Annotated in this window: 10 protein-coding genes and 1 pseudogene; 5 read left to right on the top strand and 6 right to left on the bottom strand. The window is 61.7% G+C overall.

The window, feature by feature from the left end:
* Positions 1–2 precede the first annotated feature (2 nt).
* Positions 3–1,400, bottom strand: coding sequence for a tetratricopeptide repeat protein (locus AC02Y0_RS13130; protein WP_476379353.1), 1,398 nt, complete (start codon positions 1,398–1,400; stop codon positions 3–5).
* Between the two features lie 419 nt (positions 1,401–1,819).
* Here AC02Y0_RS13130 and AC02Y0_RS13125 point away from each other — a divergent pair, with 419 nt between their 5' ends.
* From AC02Y0_RS13125 to AC02Y0_RS13115, 3 genes are all read left to right on the top strand, one after another.
* Complete coding sequence (locus AC02Y0_RS13125) at positions 1,820–2,566, top strand: DsbA family protein (RefSeq protein ID WP_476379351.1); 747 nt, start codon at positions 1,820–1,822, stop codon at positions 2,564–2,566.
* A gap of 78 nt (positions 2,567–2,644) precedes the next feature.
* Complete coding sequence (locus AC02Y0_RS13120) at positions 2,645–6,109, top strand: chromosome segregation SMC family protein (RefSeq protein WP_476379350.1); 3,465 nt, start codon at positions 2,645–2,647, stop codon at positions 6,107–6,109.
* The gene (locus AC02Y0_RS13115) at positions 6,106–6,525 is read left to right on the top strand and encodes an Ivy family c-type lysozyme inhibitor (protein ID WP_476379349.1); all 420 of its coding nucleotides are present in this window, start codon (positions 6,106–6,108) and stop codon (positions 6,523–6,525) included. The genes AC02Y0_RS13120 and AC02Y0_RS13115 overlap by 4 nt, the downstream gene beginning before the upstream one ends.
* 3 nt (positions 6,526–6,528) lie before the next feature.
* On the opposite strand, the gene AC02Y0_RS13110 is transcribed toward AC02Y0_RS13115, so the two are convergent.
* The 3 genes from AC02Y0_RS13110 to AC02Y0_RS13100 all read right to left on the bottom strand — a co-directional run bounded on the left by AC02Y0_RS13110 (position 6,529) and on the right by AC02Y0_RS13100 (position 10,527).
* Positions 6,529–7,695 carry an MFS transporter gene (locus tag AC02Y0_RS13110; protein ID WP_476379348.1) on the bottom strand — a complete coding sequence of 389 codons (1,167 nt, stop codon included), beginning with the start codon at positions 7,693–7,695 and terminating at the stop codon, positions 6,529–6,531.
* Positions 7,696–8,057: 362 nt separating this feature from the next.
* Positions 8,058–9,371, bottom strand: a complete 1,314-nt coding sequence (locus AC02Y0_RS13105; RefSeq protein ID WP_476384022.1) for an enoyl ACP reductase FabMG family protein — start codon at positions 9,369–9,371, stop codon at positions 8,058–8,060.
* Positions 9,372–9,525: 154 nt separating this feature from the next.
* Positions 9,526–10,527: a VOC family protein gene (locus AC02Y0_RS13100; protein WP_476379347.1), complete on the bottom strand. Its 1,002-nt coding sequence runs from the start codon at positions 10,525–10,527 to the stop codon at positions 9,526–9,528.
* A 223-nt stretch (positions 10,528–10,750) separates the two neighbouring features.
* Between AC02Y0_RS13100 and ppdK the strand changes: the two genes are divergently transcribed.
* Entirely contained in the window at positions 10,751–13,417 is a 2,667-nt protein-coding gene (ppdK, locus tag AC02Y0_RS13095; RefSeq protein ID WP_476379346.1) for a pyruvate, phosphate dikinase, read from the top strand.
* Between the two features lie 253 nt (positions 13,418–13,670).
* Here ppdK and AC02Y0_RS13090 read toward each other — a convergent pair whose 3' ends face one another.
* Both AC02Y0_RS13090 and AC02Y0_RS13085 read right to left on the bottom strand, forming a co-directional pair.
* Complete coding sequence (locus tag AC02Y0_RS13090; protein WP_476379345.1) at positions 13,671–14,819, bottom strand: caspase family protein; 1,149 nt, start codon at positions 14,817–14,819, stop codon at positions 13,671–13,673.
* Positions 14,816–15,127, bottom strand: coding sequence for a hypothetical protein (locus AC02Y0_RS13085; protein ID WP_476379343.1), 312 nt, complete (start codon positions 15,125–15,127; stop codon positions 14,816–14,818). Before AC02Y0_RS13085 ends, AC02Y0_RS13090 begins: the two co-directional genes overlap by 4 nt.
* Positions 15,128–15,338: 211 nt before the next feature.
* Between AC02Y0_RS13085 and AC02Y0_RS13080 the strand changes: the two are divergent.
* Positions 15,339–15,908: pseudogene (locus AC02Y0_RS13080) on the top strand (sigma factor-like helix-turn-helix DNA-binding protein); the annotation flags it as partial.
* Positions 15,909–15,924 lie beyond the last annotated feature (16 nt).

The following is a 15,924-nucleotide window of genomic DNA, read 5'->3' as shown; positions in this document are numbered from 1 at the left end:
TCCTAGAAAGCCGACTGGATGCCGATCGACACCGAGATGTTGTCGAAGGACTTGATGTCATAATTCGACCAGACCTTGCGGTAGCCGGCCTCGGCGACCAGCGCCACGCGGTCGGTAAAGGGCGTGATCTGCTTGAAGTTCAGGCTGAATTCGGTGTCGCGCTGGCTTTCCTCCGAATTGATCATGGTGTCGGGATCGTCATAACCACGACCTGCCACGGCCGCTTCGAGCCCGACGATCCAGGCCGGACCATCGCCGATCAGCGCCGCATAGCGGTAGGTGCCAGAAATCGCGCCGCCCAATTCGGTGGACGAGAGATAGCCCGTCTCGGCATCCCGCCGTGACGCGAGCAGCCGGCCGGTCAGGCTGAAATCTGCGGTCACATTGTGCGACCAGGAGACCTGCGCATCGAAGCGGTTGCCGCTCTGCAGCTCCGCCGTCTTGCGCGACTTGGTGTTGGAATAGTCCTCATAACGATATTGCAGGCTCGCCGAGAGGCTGTCGACCGGCGTCACCTGCCAGTCGAAATTCGTCGAGATGCCGGCCGAGGCGAGATAGCGGTCGCCCTCGATCAGGACGCCGCTGGTCAAGAGCATGACGGAGACCGACCGGTCGTCCAGCCCGAAGCGGCCGAGATCGAAGACGGGTCCGGCATAGGCCTCGACCGCCGCCGTGTTCAGCGTGTCACGGTCGCGATATCCCGCCGCATAGCCGGAAATCCCGGCTTCCAGCGCAAGCCCCTGTATGTCGGTGTCGTGGCGATAGCGCACGGCCCCGTTGACGAAGGCATTATAGTCCTCTCCTGCGACGCTCAGATTGTCGAGTGTGTAGGAAAGACCGTTCAGCGTGACCGTGGAATTGCCGGGTCCGGCATTGGCATTGCTCTGGTAGCGCAGCCCGGCGCGCAGCATGCCAGAAAACTGCGAGGGATCACTCTTCTGGTCGATCGCGGCAAGATACTGGTCGACCTTGGCGGCGACCTCCGGCGGCACATCTCCGGCAGCCTTCGCCCCGTCGAAATATTGCCGCGCCGTCTCATAGGCACCGAGCCGGTAATAGAGCACGCCAAGTTCGAGCTGCAGCCGGGGCAGGCCGGGCGCATAGATCAGCATGCGTTCCAGCGTCGAGATTGCCCCCTCAAGATCGCCCGCCTGAGACGAGAGAGCCGCATATTCGAAGGCCGTGTCGAGATCGTCGGGTGCCGCCATCATGCGCGCAAAGAGCTGGCGGCGCTGCGCTTCGATCTGCTCGAGCGACGTTGCTCCCGCCCGTGGCGCGACGTTCTGCGACTGCTGGGCAGCGGCTGGAACGGTCGTGACGGTCAGGCAGAGCGCGGCAAGCGCGAGGCTCAAACTATAGGCGGGGAGGGGTGCGATCCCCCGGCTCTTCGGCAACAGCATCTGAAAAGCTACTTTGACAATGAATGGATGAATTCCCTTAAGCAGGTTAACCTCTTGTTAGAAGGTGTAAAACATGAAACCAGCGGCCAACATTGGGTTTTTCCCATGCCTTCGTCAGCCAGGATGACCGCGATCCATCCGCAGCCCTGACGGCGGATCAGATCTGTCTGTCACTAGTATCAGAGCTCCGGTTTCAGCCCGTGAAGGTCCCGCATCATCCGTTACGCTTAGCGCTGGCGGCAAGCGAAATTCGCAGGCGGTTTTCCCATGCCCGGCCAAGAACGCGCATCTTCCTCCGGGGCTGGCAGTGAAAAGGTCACGGAACTTTGATTTTTCGAGGGGGTGCCTGCCTTGTTTGGCGCCTTTTGCCGTTATAACGGTGGACCCATCCAAGACCCTTGCAAGCAGGTAACTGACCCATGTCGACTTCCGAACTCTCGATCACCAAGCGCCGTTTGCTCGGCGGCATCGCCATCGCCGCCGTCGGCATCGCGCTCACCGCCTGCAGCGACGCTGAAGACAAGGCCGCCAGTGCTGAACCGAAGCCTGCCGTCAGCAACGAGACCACGGCCTCGACCACCTCTGCCGAGATCCCGACCGCTGACCGCGATGTCGATATGGAAGCGGCGCTGAAGCCGGGTTCGCTCAAGGAAATGGCGCTCGGCGATCCGAACGCCCCGGTCAAGGTGATCGAATACATGTCGATGACCTGCCCGCACTGCGCGCATTTCCATGAAAATACCTTCGACGCGATCAAGACCAAGTATGTCGACACCGGCAAGGTCTATTTCGTGCTCCGCGAATTCCCGTTCCCGCAGGACACCGCCTCGCTCGCGGCCTTCATGCTGGCCCGCTGCACCACCGAAGACAAGTTCTTCCCCTTCGTCTCCATGCTGCTCAAGCAGCAGCGCACCTGGGCGGCACCGACGGATGGCGACGTCCGTGGCGCCATGCTGCAGCTTTCCAAGCTCGGTGGTTTTACACAGGAGACCTTCGACGCCTGCTTGACGAACGCACAGCTTGCCGGTGATGTGTCGGCAGTCCGCGATCGCGGTGCTGAGGAATTCGGAGTTCAGTCGACCCCGACCTTCCTGATCAATGGCAAGGCCTATTCGGGGGACATGTCGGTTGACTCCATGTCGGCCCTCATCGACAGCCTGCTCTGATCGACGTTCCGTTCTGACGACGGGCGCCGGGGAAACCCGTGCGCCCGTTTTTCATGCGATGGCGCGGGGCATGGTACGATGAAATTCAACCGCCTCCGCCTCGTCGGCTTCAAGTCCTTCGTCGAACCCTCCGAATTCATCATCGAGCGCGGCCTGACCGGTATTGTCGGGCCGAATGGCTGCGGCAAGTCCAATCTCGTCGAGGCCCTCCGCTGGGTGATGGGCGAGAATTCCTACAAGAACATGCGCGCGTCCGGCATGGACGACGTCATCTTCTCGGGCTCCGGCAATCGCCCGGCGCGCAACTCGGCGGAAGTCGGCCTCTATCTCGACAATTCCGACCGCACGGCACCCGCCGCCTTCAACGATGCCGACGAGATCCAGGTGACGCGCCGCATCGAGCGCGGCAATGGCTCGGTCTATCGCATCAATGGCAAGGAAGCCCGTGCCAAGGATGTGCAACTTCTCTTCGCCGACGCCTCGACCGGCGCCCGCTCGCCCTCCATGGTCGGCCAGGGCCGCATCGGCGAGCTGATCCAGGCAAAGCCCCAGGCCCGCCGGCAATTGCTGGAAGAGGCCGCTGGCATTTCCGGCCTGCATTCGCGCCGCCACGAGGCGGAACTGCGCCTGCGTGCGGCCGAAACCAATCTGGAGCGCCTGGAAGACATCACCGCCCAGCTCGAAAGCCAGATCGAAAGCCTGAAGCGCCAGGCCCGTCAGGCCAACCGCTTCAAGCAATTGTCTGCCGATATCCGGGCGCACGAGGCCATGCTGCTGCATATCCGCTGGGCGCAAGCCAAGCAGGCCGAGGGCGAGGCCGAAAGCGCCCTGAACCAGGCCATGTCGACGGTTGCAGAAAAGGCCAACCACCAGATGGAGGCGGCCAAGCTTCAAGCCGTCGCGAGCCTCAAGATGCCGGAACTGCGCGAGGAGGAGGCGAAATGCGCCGCCGCCCTCCAACGCCTGCAGATCGCGCGCAGCCAGCTGGACGAGGAAGCAAGCCGTATCCTCCGCCGCCGCGACGAACTCACCCGCCGTCTCGCCCAGCTTGACGAGGATATCCGTCGTGAGGAGCGTCTCGTCTCGGAGAATGCCGAGGTCATCAATCGCCTAGCCGAGGAAGAGGCCGAGCTCGAAGAAATCCTCGCCGATGCCGGACGTTTTGGCGAAGAGGCAAAGGAGGCCTTTGACGCCGCTGCCGCTACGCTTGCCGACAGCGAACGCGACTTCACCCGGTTGACTGCCGAACGCGCCGAAGCCGCTGCCGGCCGCAACCAGCTTGAACGTGCCATCCGCGATCTGGCCGAACGCCGCGCCCGCCTCGAGCGCCAGGTCTCAGACGCCTCTCGCGAACTCTCTGAGATCTCTGATCGCATCGCCGCTCTCCCCGACCCGGACGAAAAGCGCGAGATGGTCGAGATCGCCGAACAGGCGGTGGCCGACGCTGAGAGTGCGGCCATGGAGGCCGAGGCAGCGCTGACCGAAGCGCGCCGCACCGAAAGCCACCTGCGCCAGCCGCTCGAAGCAGCCCGTGCCCGCGTCAACGGTCTGGAGACCGAAGCCCGCACCATCGCCCGCATCCTGGCGTCAACGACCACAGGCGACTTCCCGCCGGTCGCCGATGACCTCTCCGTCGATCGCGGCTACGAGACCGCCCTCGGTGCCGCTCTCGGCGACGACCTCGACAGCGCGCTCGACCAATCCGCTCCTGCACACTGGCACGGCAATGGCGACGGGGCAGGGGACCCGGCCTTGCCGCCCGGAGCCAGGCCCCTTATCGCCCATGTCCGCGCCCCCGCAGCCCTCACCCGCGCACTCCGCCAGATCGGCGTGGTCGAAGAAGCTGACGCGCTCCGCCTGATGGCAAGCCTTGCCCCCGGCCAGCGCCTCGTCACTAGCGATGGCGCCGTCTATCGCTGGGATGGCCATGTCACCGGCGCCGATGCCCCAAGTGCCGCCGCCCTGCGTCTTGCCCAGAAGAACCGGCTTGCCGAAATCGAAACCGAAACCGAGGAAGCCCGCGACCAGATGGTCGAGGCCGAGGATCGCCTGGCTGAGGCCGCCGATAGCATCCGCACGGAGGAAGCCCGCCTGACCGACGCCCGCGACCGCAGCCGCCTGACGGTTCGCGCACTCGCCGAAGCCCGCGATGCTCTCGCTCAGGCCGAACGCGCCTCGGGCGATCTCATCCGCCGCCGCGAGGTGATCGAGGAGGCGGTCAACGGTCTGAAAGCCCAGATCGAGGAGATCGTAGAGCAGGAGGAAACTGCCCGTATCGAGATGGAGGAGACGCCTGACCTCTCCGCTCTCGACGCCCGCCTGCGCGATGCCGAAGCCGTCGTCGCGCGCGACCGCGGCCTGCTCGCCGAAGCCCGTGCCCGCTTCGAAGGGCTTGCCCGCGAAGACGAGATGCGCCGCCGCCGCATTCTCTCGATCCGCCAGGAAAAGCAGAACTGGCAGAGCCGGGCAAAATCCGCCGAGGAGCATATCGCAACGCTGCGCGAGCGCGAGGCGGAAGCCCGCGAGGAGATCACCGATCTCGAAATGGCGCCCGACGAGTTCGAGGACAAGCGCCGCAACCTGATGACCGCACTCGACAAGGCCGAGAAGGACCGCCGCGACGCCGCTGACCGCCTGATCGAGGCCGAGACCCGCCAGCGCGAGGCCGACCAGAAGGCCGCCGCCGCCTTGGCTGAACTCGCCGAATCCAGAGAGAAGCGCGGCCGCGCTGAAGAACGCCTCGTCTCCGCCCGCGAATGGCGTGTCGATGCCGAGGCCCGCATTGCCGAAGCCCTCAACGTTCCCCCGCATGAGGCCTTCCGCCTGACGGGCCTGAAAGACCCCTCCCAGATCGGCGACCTGCGCGAAGTCGAGCGCAATGTCGACCGGCTGAAGATGGAGCGCGAGCGCTTAGGCGCCGTAAACCTGCGCGCCGAGGAAGAGCAGAAGGAACTGTCCGACAAGCTCGCCGCCATGATCAAGGAGCGCGACGACATCATCGATGCCATCCGCAAGCTGCGCGGCGCGATCCAGAGCCTCAATCGCGAAGGCCGCGAACGCCTGATCGCCGCTTTCGATGTGGTCAACGCCCAGTTCCAGCGCCTGTTCACCCACCTCTTCAATGGCGGCACGGCCGAACTGCAGCTGATCGAAAGCGACGACCCGCTGGAAGCCGGCCTGGAAATCCTCGCCCGCCCGCCGGGCAAAAAGCCGCAGACCATGACGCTGCTGTCAGGCGGCGAACAGGCGCTGACCGCCATGGCCCTGATCTTCGCGGTCTTCTTGACTAACCCCGCACCGATCTGCGTGCTGGACGAGGTCGACGCGCCGCTTGATGACCACAATGTCGAGCGCTACTGCAACCTGATGGACGAAATGGCCGCCTCCACCGAGACCCGCTTCGTCATCATCACCCATAACCCCATCACCATGGCCCGCATGAACCGCCTCTTCGGCGTCACCATGGCGGAGCAAGGCGTCAGCCAACTCGTCTCCGTTGACCTGCAGACGGCGGAGGCGTTGCGCGAGAGAGATCTGGTGTGAGAAAACACGTCCTTGTCATCGGCATCCTGCTGGCCTTTGGCGCCGCACCCCTCCACGCCCAAACGGCCTCCACCTCGCTCGCCGGCAACTACCTGCCGAGCGTGCTCGCCACGTCCCCGGCCCATCGCGACAGCCTGATGGAGATGCTCAAGGGAAAGCCCGGGCTGCCCTTCTGGGTGCGCGCGCTGGTTCGCCAGCCGCGTTATGTCGCGCTCGCTTCCGAGGAGGTCGCGGTCAAGGATAGGCGCATGCAGCTCTTCCGCGCCTGTGAGCCCCGGACCTGCGAAACGAGCTGGATCCGCGTGCTTTATTCCGAAGATGGCAAGCGAGCGCTGCTTTACATCTCCGACGCCAAGCTCGGTATCAAGATCTTCGGCGATCCGACGCCGGAAGAGCTGACTTTCCTCACCCGCTGAGGGTCAAGCCGCCAGCTTCTCCCGCCGGGCCGGCCCCGCTGGCAGCGCGCCGCTCGCCAGGATCGAGCCGAGCACCAGTGGCAGGCAGACGAGGTAGGCGTTGCGGATGCCGAAGGCCTCGGCGACGAAGCCGAGCAGCGGCGGGCCGAGGAAGAAGACAACGAAGGCCATCTGCGCGATTGCCGCGACATTGATGACGGCCGGCCGGTCCGTGCGCTGGGCAGCGGCCGAGACGGCCATCGGATAGACCGCGCTGCAGCCGGCGCCCATCAGCGCAAAGCCGATCAGTGCGAGCGAGGGGGAGGGCGCAAGCCAGGCCATGGCGATGCCGAGAGCCGCGACCGTCAGCAGTACCCGCCCGACAAGCCGTGCCCCGTAGCGATCGACCACCGGGTCGACGGTGAGGCGGGCGAGCGCCATGAAGAAGGCAAAGAGTGTCAGTCCCGAACCCGAGATGAAGGGCGAGACGTCGAAGACTTCCTCCATGTAGATCGTCGACCAGTCGATTCCCGCACCTTCGATCAGGAAGGCAGAGGTGCCGATGATGCAGAGCGGCAGCAGAGTCAGCGTCGGCAGGGCAAAATGCGGTGCCTTGTCCTCGGCTCCGGCGGTGGTGAGGACAGGCGCATTCTTCATGCCCGCGATCGTGATTGCGCCGATGATGAACATCAGTCCCAGCAGCACATGCATATGCACCTGCATCGTCACGCCTGCCTGCCTTACCAGAGAGGCGGTCACGGCGGTGACGAAGAAGCCGAGGCTCCAGCAGCCATGCGCGCGGTTCATGATGCCGAAACCCGCCTGCGCCTCAATCCGCCCGATCTCGACATTGAGGCAGATCTCCAGCGCACCGGCGAGAAGTCCGACGGCAAAGAGCGTGGCAAAGACGAAGGGGGCGGACGGCAAAAGCGAGATGAGCGACAAGAGCGCCATCACGCCGAGCAGCGAGATGGCCAGCGTCGTGCGCGAACCGAGCCGGACGATCAGCGGGGAGGAGAGGGTGAGCGAGATCAGCGAGCCGATCGCCATGCCGATCAACGTCAGCCCCAGCTCCGCCTTGTTGACGGAGAGCTGCACCTGCAGGTCAGGCAGGCGCGAAAACAGCGAGCCGGTCGACATGGCGAAGAGAAAGAAGGCGATATAGACGCGGTACTGCGGCTGAAAATGCATCGGGAAGACTCGATTTGTCTGATGACCAGTCATCTGCCTGCCAGCAATGGTGAACCAAGTCCAGCCGTGCAAACCGGCGATCGGTTCGCCCCCGGAAAAGGCTCTGTCTCAAGGAGGCGGTTCACGGTCAATGGCTGGCATTGCCCTACACACCCGCCGTCATCCTCGGGCTCGTCCCGAGGATCTGCCAAGGGTGGTCACGAAGGGGAGACCTAAGGGAAGGCCTTAGACGTCGAGCCAATACCAGCGGCAGTAGATCCTCGGGACAAGCCCGAGGATGACGAAGGAAGGGTGACCTCGTGAAACGAAAATGCCGGAAGCAAGGCTCCCGGCACAATCCTATCGGCTACTGCCTAATTCGCTCAACCAGCCGAATTGATATGCCGCGCAACCATGTCATGGTTCAGCCAGAGCACCGGCGCCGACGGATCAGCCACTTCGCCGAAGATCAGCGCGCCGGTCGCCTCGACCACGAGCACGCTCAGATAGTCCGAGATCAGCGCCTTGCTGTCCTTGTGCATCTGGGCGATTTCGGCCGAGGTACCGATGGTGATGTCCGACTGGCCCTGGCTGTTGGGCATCGGCCAGTTGTTGAAGTTGTAGAACGGGATCATCACGTCGCTGGCCTGGAAGTCGGCGATCTTCTGCAGAACGTCGTCGATGGTCGCACCCTCGACCAGCAGCGCTTCGCAATCGGCCCAAACCTTCTGCGCCCGCGCCCCACCGTTTTCCTTTTTCAGCGCCTTCAAAAGCGGCAGAAGCGGCAGCTCGATGCCGGCGAAGACGTCAGACGAATTGGTGCGGATCTCGGGGCAGTTGAAGACGGTCGCCTTGATACCGGAAGCAAACGCCTCTTCGGCAATCGCCTCGAGCTTCATCTTGGCATAGCCCTGGGTGTAGTTGGTGTAGGTCTGCCAGCGATATTCGTCGCCGATCAGGATGCCCGTGCCGTGATAGCCATAGGCCGAGTAACGCACCTGGCCGCCGCTCTTTTCAATGCGGGTGCGGATTGCAGCACTGCCTTCGATCAGGTGGCGGAAGGTGTTGGCCGAGACTTCGTCGAAGTTCTGCAGGATGAGCTTGCCGAGATCGCTGTCGAGCAGCACCTGCGAGGACATGTGACGGGCGCCGCGGCCCTTGTAGATGCGGTTGGCAAGAACGAGGAAGACCTTGGCCTTCGGAATGCCGCCGGCCATGGTGTGGGCGAAGTGCACGTTTTTGCCATCGGCGATCATGCCTTCCAACTCGGCCATGATCTTGGCGACCGCATCCTGGAAACGTTCAACGCCAACCTGGCGGCACTTTTCGATATGCGCCCAGTCGAGCTTTTCCGTTTCCCAGTTTTCCAGCGTCAGCGAGGACAGAAGGTCCGTCGGCGTCGGCTCGCCCTCAGGCGAGTCGAGGTCGAAGCCGGCCATGGCGGGAATGTTGATGATCCGGCCACCGAGATTGGCCTCGGCCTGGGCGAGTTCATCTTCGGTCAGCGGGCGCAGCTTGTTGTTCTCGTCGCGGCGGCCAACGGTGATCCCGATGATCTCCATGCCGGCCTTCTTGGCCTGGTCGAGCAGGCCCGTGACATAGCCACGACCGAACAATTCGCCGAACAGAACGAAGACGTCGCCCTTGCGGTAAAGGTTGTTCTGCGGGATCTCAGTCAGGGAAACCGGGCTGGTCAGGGTCATTTTTGATTCCGGATTACAATTTACTAGAATGCCACCTAGCAAACGCTGGCCCGGAGCGCATCACCCTCAATTGATTTGTCTGGTCATTTTGCGTGACCGTTTATTGCATTGCGTGATGACCCTGTAACAATTGCCCGGTTGAGACACGTCAAACGTTGAGCAGCCGAACCCGCGTTCCCCAGGGATCCAGCGCCTCGAACCCGCCGTCGATAGGGCTGACGGCAAACCCCTTCGCCTGAAGATCCGCGCGACGCGCATCAAGGATCGCCTGATCACTCGCGTGCAGCGAGAACCAGTCGAGCCCGGTCGTGGCGTCCTGCCGCGGGCCGGCATCCCGGCTTTCCCAGATGTTGGCGCCGATATGGTGGTGATAGCGCCCCGACGACAGGAAGGTCGCGCCGCGCTCGTCGCTGCCGGCCACCACGTCGAGGCCAAGCGCATCGGCATAAAAGGCCCGCGCCGTCTCCAGCCCGCCGACCCTCAGATGAATGTGGCCGATCCGCAGCGCGGCCGGAACGCTCGTATAGTCGTCGCGGTCCGTGCGCGTCTTCGTCTTGAGGAAGATGTCATCGATATCAAGTTCCTTGCTTCCCATGGTGACCGTGTTGCCGGCCCAAAGCCAGGTCTCCTGCGGTCGGTCGCTATAGACCTCGACGCCATTGCCCTCGGGATCCGTCAGATAGACGGCCTCCGATACCGAGTGATCCGCAAAACCGGTGAGCGGAACCTGTGTGCGCGCCACATGCACCAGCCAGCGCGCGAGATCGGCGCGGTCAGGCATCAGGAAGGCGGTGTGATAAAGGCCCGCCTGACCCGGCGCCTCAGGCGTCGCATCCGGTCGGGCCAGGATATGCAGGAGCGGCGTCCCACCGGCCCCGAGCGTCACGGCATCCGTCCCATCCTTCAGCACGTCGAGCCCCAGCATGCTGGTGTAATAGGCCTTCAGCCGCGCGACATCTTTCGCCCGCAGGCAGACCTCGCCGACATGCACCGGTCGCGTCAGGCCGAAAGGCAGCTGCGGCGTCTGCGCGGCTGGAAGCTCGGTCTGGATCTCGATCCCCTCGGCCTTCAGCGCCCCGGTGAGCGCGCCCGTCAGTGTTGCCGTCCCAGCCAGCCGCAAAAGCTGGCGCCGCGTCCAGTGAACAGTCATTCTGGTCCCCTAATGTCCCCGTACTTGTAGGCTTTGCTTACAATGTCGCTTCGAAATCCGTCTTTCACGTCTCTCCACGCAATTTCACATCCGCGTGAGCCTTCGGGGTCAGATCTGCCGCAATTATGATGCATTGCAGCATAAACTTGTCTGTTGAACGTTTCCAATCCGTCACAATTGCTGTAAACGGTGGAAAAACAAGCCTGTTCGGGTGGAGAGGGCAATGCGTAAGTGGGTTTACACCTTCGGCGGAGGAGCGGCCGAGGGGAGTAGGGCCGAGATCGAGCAGCTGGGAGGAAAAGGTGCCAATCTCGCCGAAATGGCGGCGCTTGGCCTTCCGGTTCCGCCCGGCCTCACGATCGTGTCAGATGCTTGTGGCCTTTTCTACAAGAGTGGCAAGACCCTCGCCGACGAGCTGAAGACCCAGGTTCTCCATGGGATATCCGGCATCGAGGCCGCCACCGGCCGCGCCTTCGGCGACACCAGCCAGCCGCTTCTCTTGTCCGTTCGCTCCGGCTCCCGCACCTCCATGCCCGGCATGATGGACACCGTCCTCAATCTCGGCCTCAACGACCACACGGTCGAGGCGCTCGCTGAGCATTCGGGCGATGCCCGTTTCGCCTGGGACAGCTATCGCCGCTTCATCCAGATGTATGGCGATGTCGTCATGGGCCTCGATCACGAGGTCTTTGAGGAAATCCTGGAGGACGAGAAGGCACGGCTCGGCCACGAACTCGACACCGATCTCTCCGCTGCCGAGTGGCAACATGTCGTGAAACTTTACAAGGAAGTGCTGGAGCAGGAACTGGGCGAGCCCTTTCCGCAGGATCCGCATGTCCAGCTTTGGGGGGCGATCGGCGCGGTCTTTGCCAGCTGGATGAACCCGCGCGCCCAGACATACCGCATGCTGCACTCGATCCCGGAAGGCTGGGGCACATCCGTCACCGTGCAGACCATGGTCTTCGGCAATCTGGGTTCCACCTCCGCCACCGGCGTTGCCTTCACCCGCAATCCCTCGACCGGCGCCAAGGAGCTTTACGGCGAATTCCTGGTCAATGCGCAGGGGGAAGACGTCGTTGCTGGCATCCGCACGCCGCAATCGATCACCGAGGCCGCCCGCATCGATTCAGGTTCCGACAAGCCTTCCCTCGAAAAGCTGATGCCGCAGGCCTTTGCCGAATTCTGCGCGATCTGCGACCGGCTCGAAGCGCACTATCGCGATATGCAGGATCTGGAATTCACCATCGAGCGCGGCAAGCTCTGGATGCTGCAGGCCCGCTCAGGCAAGCGCACGACCAAGGCCGCAATGAAGATCGCCGTCGACATGGTGGCGGAAGACCTGATCTCGGAGGAAGAGGCGGTGATGCGCATCGAGCCGTCTTCGCTCGATCAGCTGCTGCACCCGACCATCGACCCGCGCGTTACCCGCCATGTCATCGGCTCGGGCCTTCCCGCCTCGCCGGGCGCGGCGACCGGTGCCATCGTCTTTACCGCCGAAGAGGCGGTTGAAGCCGAAAGCGAAGGCCGAAAGGTCATTCTCGTCCGCGTCGAAACCAGCCCCGAAGACATTCACGGCATGCATGCCGCTCAGGGCATCCTGACCACCCGCGGCGGCATGACCAGCCATGCGGCGGTCGTCGCCCGCGGCATGGGCATTCCTTGCGTCTCCGGCGCCGGCACCATGCGCGTCGACCTGCGCAACGAAAAGCTGGTCGGCATGGGCGTTACGCTCACCAAGGGCGACATCATCACCATCGATGGCTCCTCCGGTCAGGTGCTGAAGGGCGAAGTGCCCATGCTCCAGCCGGAACTCTCGGGCGATTTCGCCCAGCTGATGCAATGGGCCGACGCCACCCGCCGCATGACGGTGCGCACCAATGCCGACACGCCTGCCGACGCCCGCGCCGCCCGGTCCTTCGGGGCAGAGGGGATCGGCCTTTGCCGCACCGAACACATGTTCTTCGAGGGCGAGCGCATTCATGTGATGCGCGAGATGATCCTCGCCGAAGACGAGGCCGGCCGCCGCGCAGCGCTGGACAAGCTGCTTCCCATGCAGCGCTCTGACTTCACCGAGCTCTTCACCATCATGCATGGTCTGCCGGTGACCATCCGCATGCTCGATCCGCCGCTGCACGAATTCCTGCCCAAGTCGGACGAGGAAATCGAGGAAGTGGCCAACGCCATGGGCCTCGAACCCGGCTTCATGCGCCGCCGCATCGATGCCCTGCACGAGTTCAACCCCATGCTCGGCCATCGTGGCTGCCGACTTGCCATCTCCTATCCCGAGATCGCCGAAATGCAGGCCCGCGCCATCTTTGAGGCCGCCGTTGCTGCCGCCCGCGAAACCGGCGCCCCCGTCGTGCCGGAAATCATGGTCCCGCTGGTCGGCCTGCGCTCCGAACTCGATTACGTGAAGGCCGTGATCGACCGCGTCGCAACGGAAGTCATGGGCGAAGCCGAACTTGAGATCTCCTATCTCGTCGGCACGATGATCGAGCTGCCGCGCGCCGCCATCCGCGCCCATATCATCGCGGAGGCCGCCGAATTTTTCTCCTTCGGCACCAACGACCTGACCCAGACCACCTTCGGCATGTCCCGCGACGACGCCGCCCGCTTCATCCCGACCTACCAGAAGAAGGGCATTATCGTGCAGGATCCCTTCGTCTCGCTCGATTTCGACGGCGTCGGCGAACTCATCCGCATCGCCGCCGAACGCGGCCGCCGCACGCGCCCCGACATGAAACTCGGCATCTGCGGCGAACACGGCGGCGACCCCACCTCGATCCATTTCTGCGAGGATGTCGGGCTGGATTATGTGTCCTGCTCGCCGTTTCGTGTGCCGATTGCGAGACTGTCGGCAGCCCAGGCGGCGATCAAGGCGAGGGGGTAGTTTCGCAGGGCTGGAGAGTTGGTGGGCGGCAGGCGTGGCAGGCTCAATTGTGTTATTGGCGCAAAACTGCGGAAAACTCCACTTATGAACGGTCCAGTTTTTGGATCAGACCAAAACACCTTCCGGATTGGCGAACCCGGAAGTTTTGGCTTGCGGAGAATGTTATTCAGATCGAAAGACTGTAACGGTTTTACGCTTCCCAAAATTGTCGGATGCTTGGCCAAGAGTGTATCTCTGTGGCGCTTGATCTCAGTCAGTAGAGCTGAACTTGGAATGGCTTGTTAATGATATTTGCTGGATCGACAACCTGAACAACCACGTGAGGGCTTCCTTCTTGCGATTCCAGCACCTTAATTGTCTTATCGAACGCAATTTGATCTGCTGGACTGAATTTTGATGATCTGACGATTCGGTAGCTACCTGACGGAAGTTTAACTTTCACCTGACTAAAGTTGTCAAAGCTAACACCATAGAAAACGCCCGCTTCTCTTAGTCCATTTGTTACAGATTGAGCGTCGCTTTCCCTGCCATTATTATAAAAGACATTAATAGTCGGGCCCTGCTGTGAAATGGAAGGCGCAGTCTGATTTTCTACAGGCGGGTATATGAAATAGTTGCCGGAAATTCCATCAAATCCAGCCGGAGACTGAATGGGTTTTTTTGATGCAGTCGCTTTTTCGACGTCGTCCTGCAGCTTGTTCAATAATGCAGACAGCTCATAACTCTCTTCTTCGAGCCTTGAGAGAAAGAAGTGAGTAAATACGCTGTTGCGACCAGCATCTCCAGGATAGCTGCTATATGCGGGCAGCTCTCGTGAAGAGGCCAATATTGTGAAAAAGCGGGAGGGGATTGCCGAATTTGCGATGTCAAAACCTACACTTACCATCGTGCTATCAGCAAACTCTACTCGCGTGTCGCGACAAGCATCTAACACAACAACAACAGCGTTAGCGCCAGTCTTAGAAGTGGATGTCAAAAGACTATTCAGCGAAATCGCGTATTTCTTGAACACCTCACGGCGATCGCCAGGACGGTAGCCTGTGGGATCGAAATTTCCAGCAATAAGCCAATTATTATGTTCTGCTTCAAACCCATGCCCTGAATAGTATATCAAGCCATCGGTGGGCCCAGTTTTTGCTCTGGCTCTCAAATCCGCTAAAAATTCATCAGCTTTCTGCTGAATCTCGTCTTTGGTACGCGCGTTGTGTACGACGTGGACATGATAGCCTTTGGAATCCAAAAAATCTGCAACGTCTTCTGCATCATTTGGAGGACGCTGCAGCGGTCCCAAATAAGGATAGCTGCCAACGCCGATGACAAGAGCAACCCTATCACTGCCCCAAGCCGACGAGCCGACCGAGAGAAGAACGGAGAGACACAGAGAGCGGATGAACCACATCATCTAACGAATTCGCCCTTGATTCGTACGCCATTAATCTTTGGTATCTCGCCCTTCTTCCCTTCTTTGACTTTTTCGCAGATCGCATTTGCAATCTTTACCCCCTTCGACAAACCAGGAAGTCCCAGATCCAATATCTCGATGATAGTTCCAACAGTAGGAAGAAAGTTGCAAAGCTTTACGGCTCCACTACGAGCATCTCCAATCTCTTTGCTATTATTTGTTGGCGTACTTTGAGGAGTTCCCGGTTCTGTTACTGTACAGGCAGAAAGGCTCAAGCATAAGGCTGTGACGACAATTCGCTTCGACATATCTGATTCCCCCTATGAGATGTGAGACGCGCTAGTCCCAGTGCGAGAGTAGACACTACTTAAAGTTGGAATCAATACATTCTTGCATTGGTGGTGCAATATTTGTTTCCGGTTTTAGTCTCCCCAGGTTTGCATAAATTTCCATCGCATTCGGTAATCCTCCCGCCAATTAACGGGCTTCAAAATTAGAATTTTCTCGGGCGGTATGATCGAGCCCGAGGACGTCACCCTGCCGCTGATGCTGGCGCTCGAGCGGCTGTCCCCGCTGGAGCGGGCAGCCCTGCTGCTCCACGATGTCTTCGGCCTACCTTTCGAGGAGATCGCCGAAACCTTGGACCGCGACGTCGCCGCCTGCCGGCAATTGGCAGCAAGGGCCCGCCGCAACGTGCGGGAAGCACGAACCCGCTACACCGTCGACGCCAAGCGCGGGCTGGAGATGGCGCAGGCCTTCTTCACCGCCTCCCGCAGCGGCGACATGACGGCGCTTTCCGCCATGCTGGCGGCCGATGTCGGCCTGCATTCCGATGGCGGCGGCAAGCGACAGGCGGCGATCACGCCGATCCTCGGCCATGCCGCTGTGATGAAGGTTCACACCTATCTCGCGGAGAAGATCTGGCCTGCGGGATCGGAACTCCTGCGTGTCGGCCTCATCAACGGTCTGCCGGGCTTTGTCACCCGCGAGGCGGACGGCGAATTGCAGACGACGGCGCTGCAGATCGAAGACGGTGCAATTGTCGCCATCTACGTCATGCGCAATCCCGACAAGCTCAAGCATCTGCATCGAAGGGTGGGGAGGA

This window comes from Allorhizobium sp. nf9_anc (assembly GCF_056323085.1).
Note: the sequence above shows the minus strand (reverse complement) of the source record. Positions and strands in the feature narration are given on the sequence as shown.

What these genes read in the sequence shown, in the direction of transcription:
- AC02Y0_RS13130 (WP_476379353.1), bottom strand. Translation starts at nt 1,400, where the DNA reads ATGCTGTTGCCGAAGAGCCGGGGGATCGCACCCCTCCCCGCCTATAGT.
- AC02Y0_RS13125 (WP_476379351.1), top strand. Translation starts at nt 1,820, where the DNA reads ATGTCGACTTCCGAACTCTCGATCACCAAGCGCCGTTTGCTCGGCGGC.
- AC02Y0_RS13120 (WP_476379350.1), top strand. Translation starts at nt 2,645, where the DNA reads ATGAAATTCAACCGCCTCCGCCTCGTCGGCTTCAAGTCCTTCGTCGAA.
- AC02Y0_RS13110 (WP_476379348.1), bottom strand. Translation starts at nt 7,695, where the DNA reads ATGCATTTTCAGCCGCAGTACCGCGTCTATATCGCCTTCTTTCTCTTC.
- AC02Y0_RS13100 (WP_476379347.1), bottom strand. Translation starts at nt 10,527, where the DNA reads ATGACTGTTCACTGGACGCGGCGCCAGCTTTTGCGGCTGGCTGGGACG.
- ppdK (WP_476379346.1), top strand. Translation starts at nt 10,751, where the DNA reads ATGCGTAAGTGGGTTTACACCTTCGGCGGAGGAGCGGCCGAGGGGAGT.
- AC02Y0_RS13090 (WP_476379345.1), bottom strand. Translation starts at nt 14,819, where the DNA reads ATGATGTGGTTCATCCGCTCTCTGTGTCTCTCCGTTCTTCTCTCGGTC.
- AC02Y0_RS13085 (WP_476379343.1), bottom strand. Translation starts at nt 15,127, where the DNA reads ATGTCGAAGCGAATTGTCGTCACAGCCTTATGCTTGAGCCTTTCTGCC.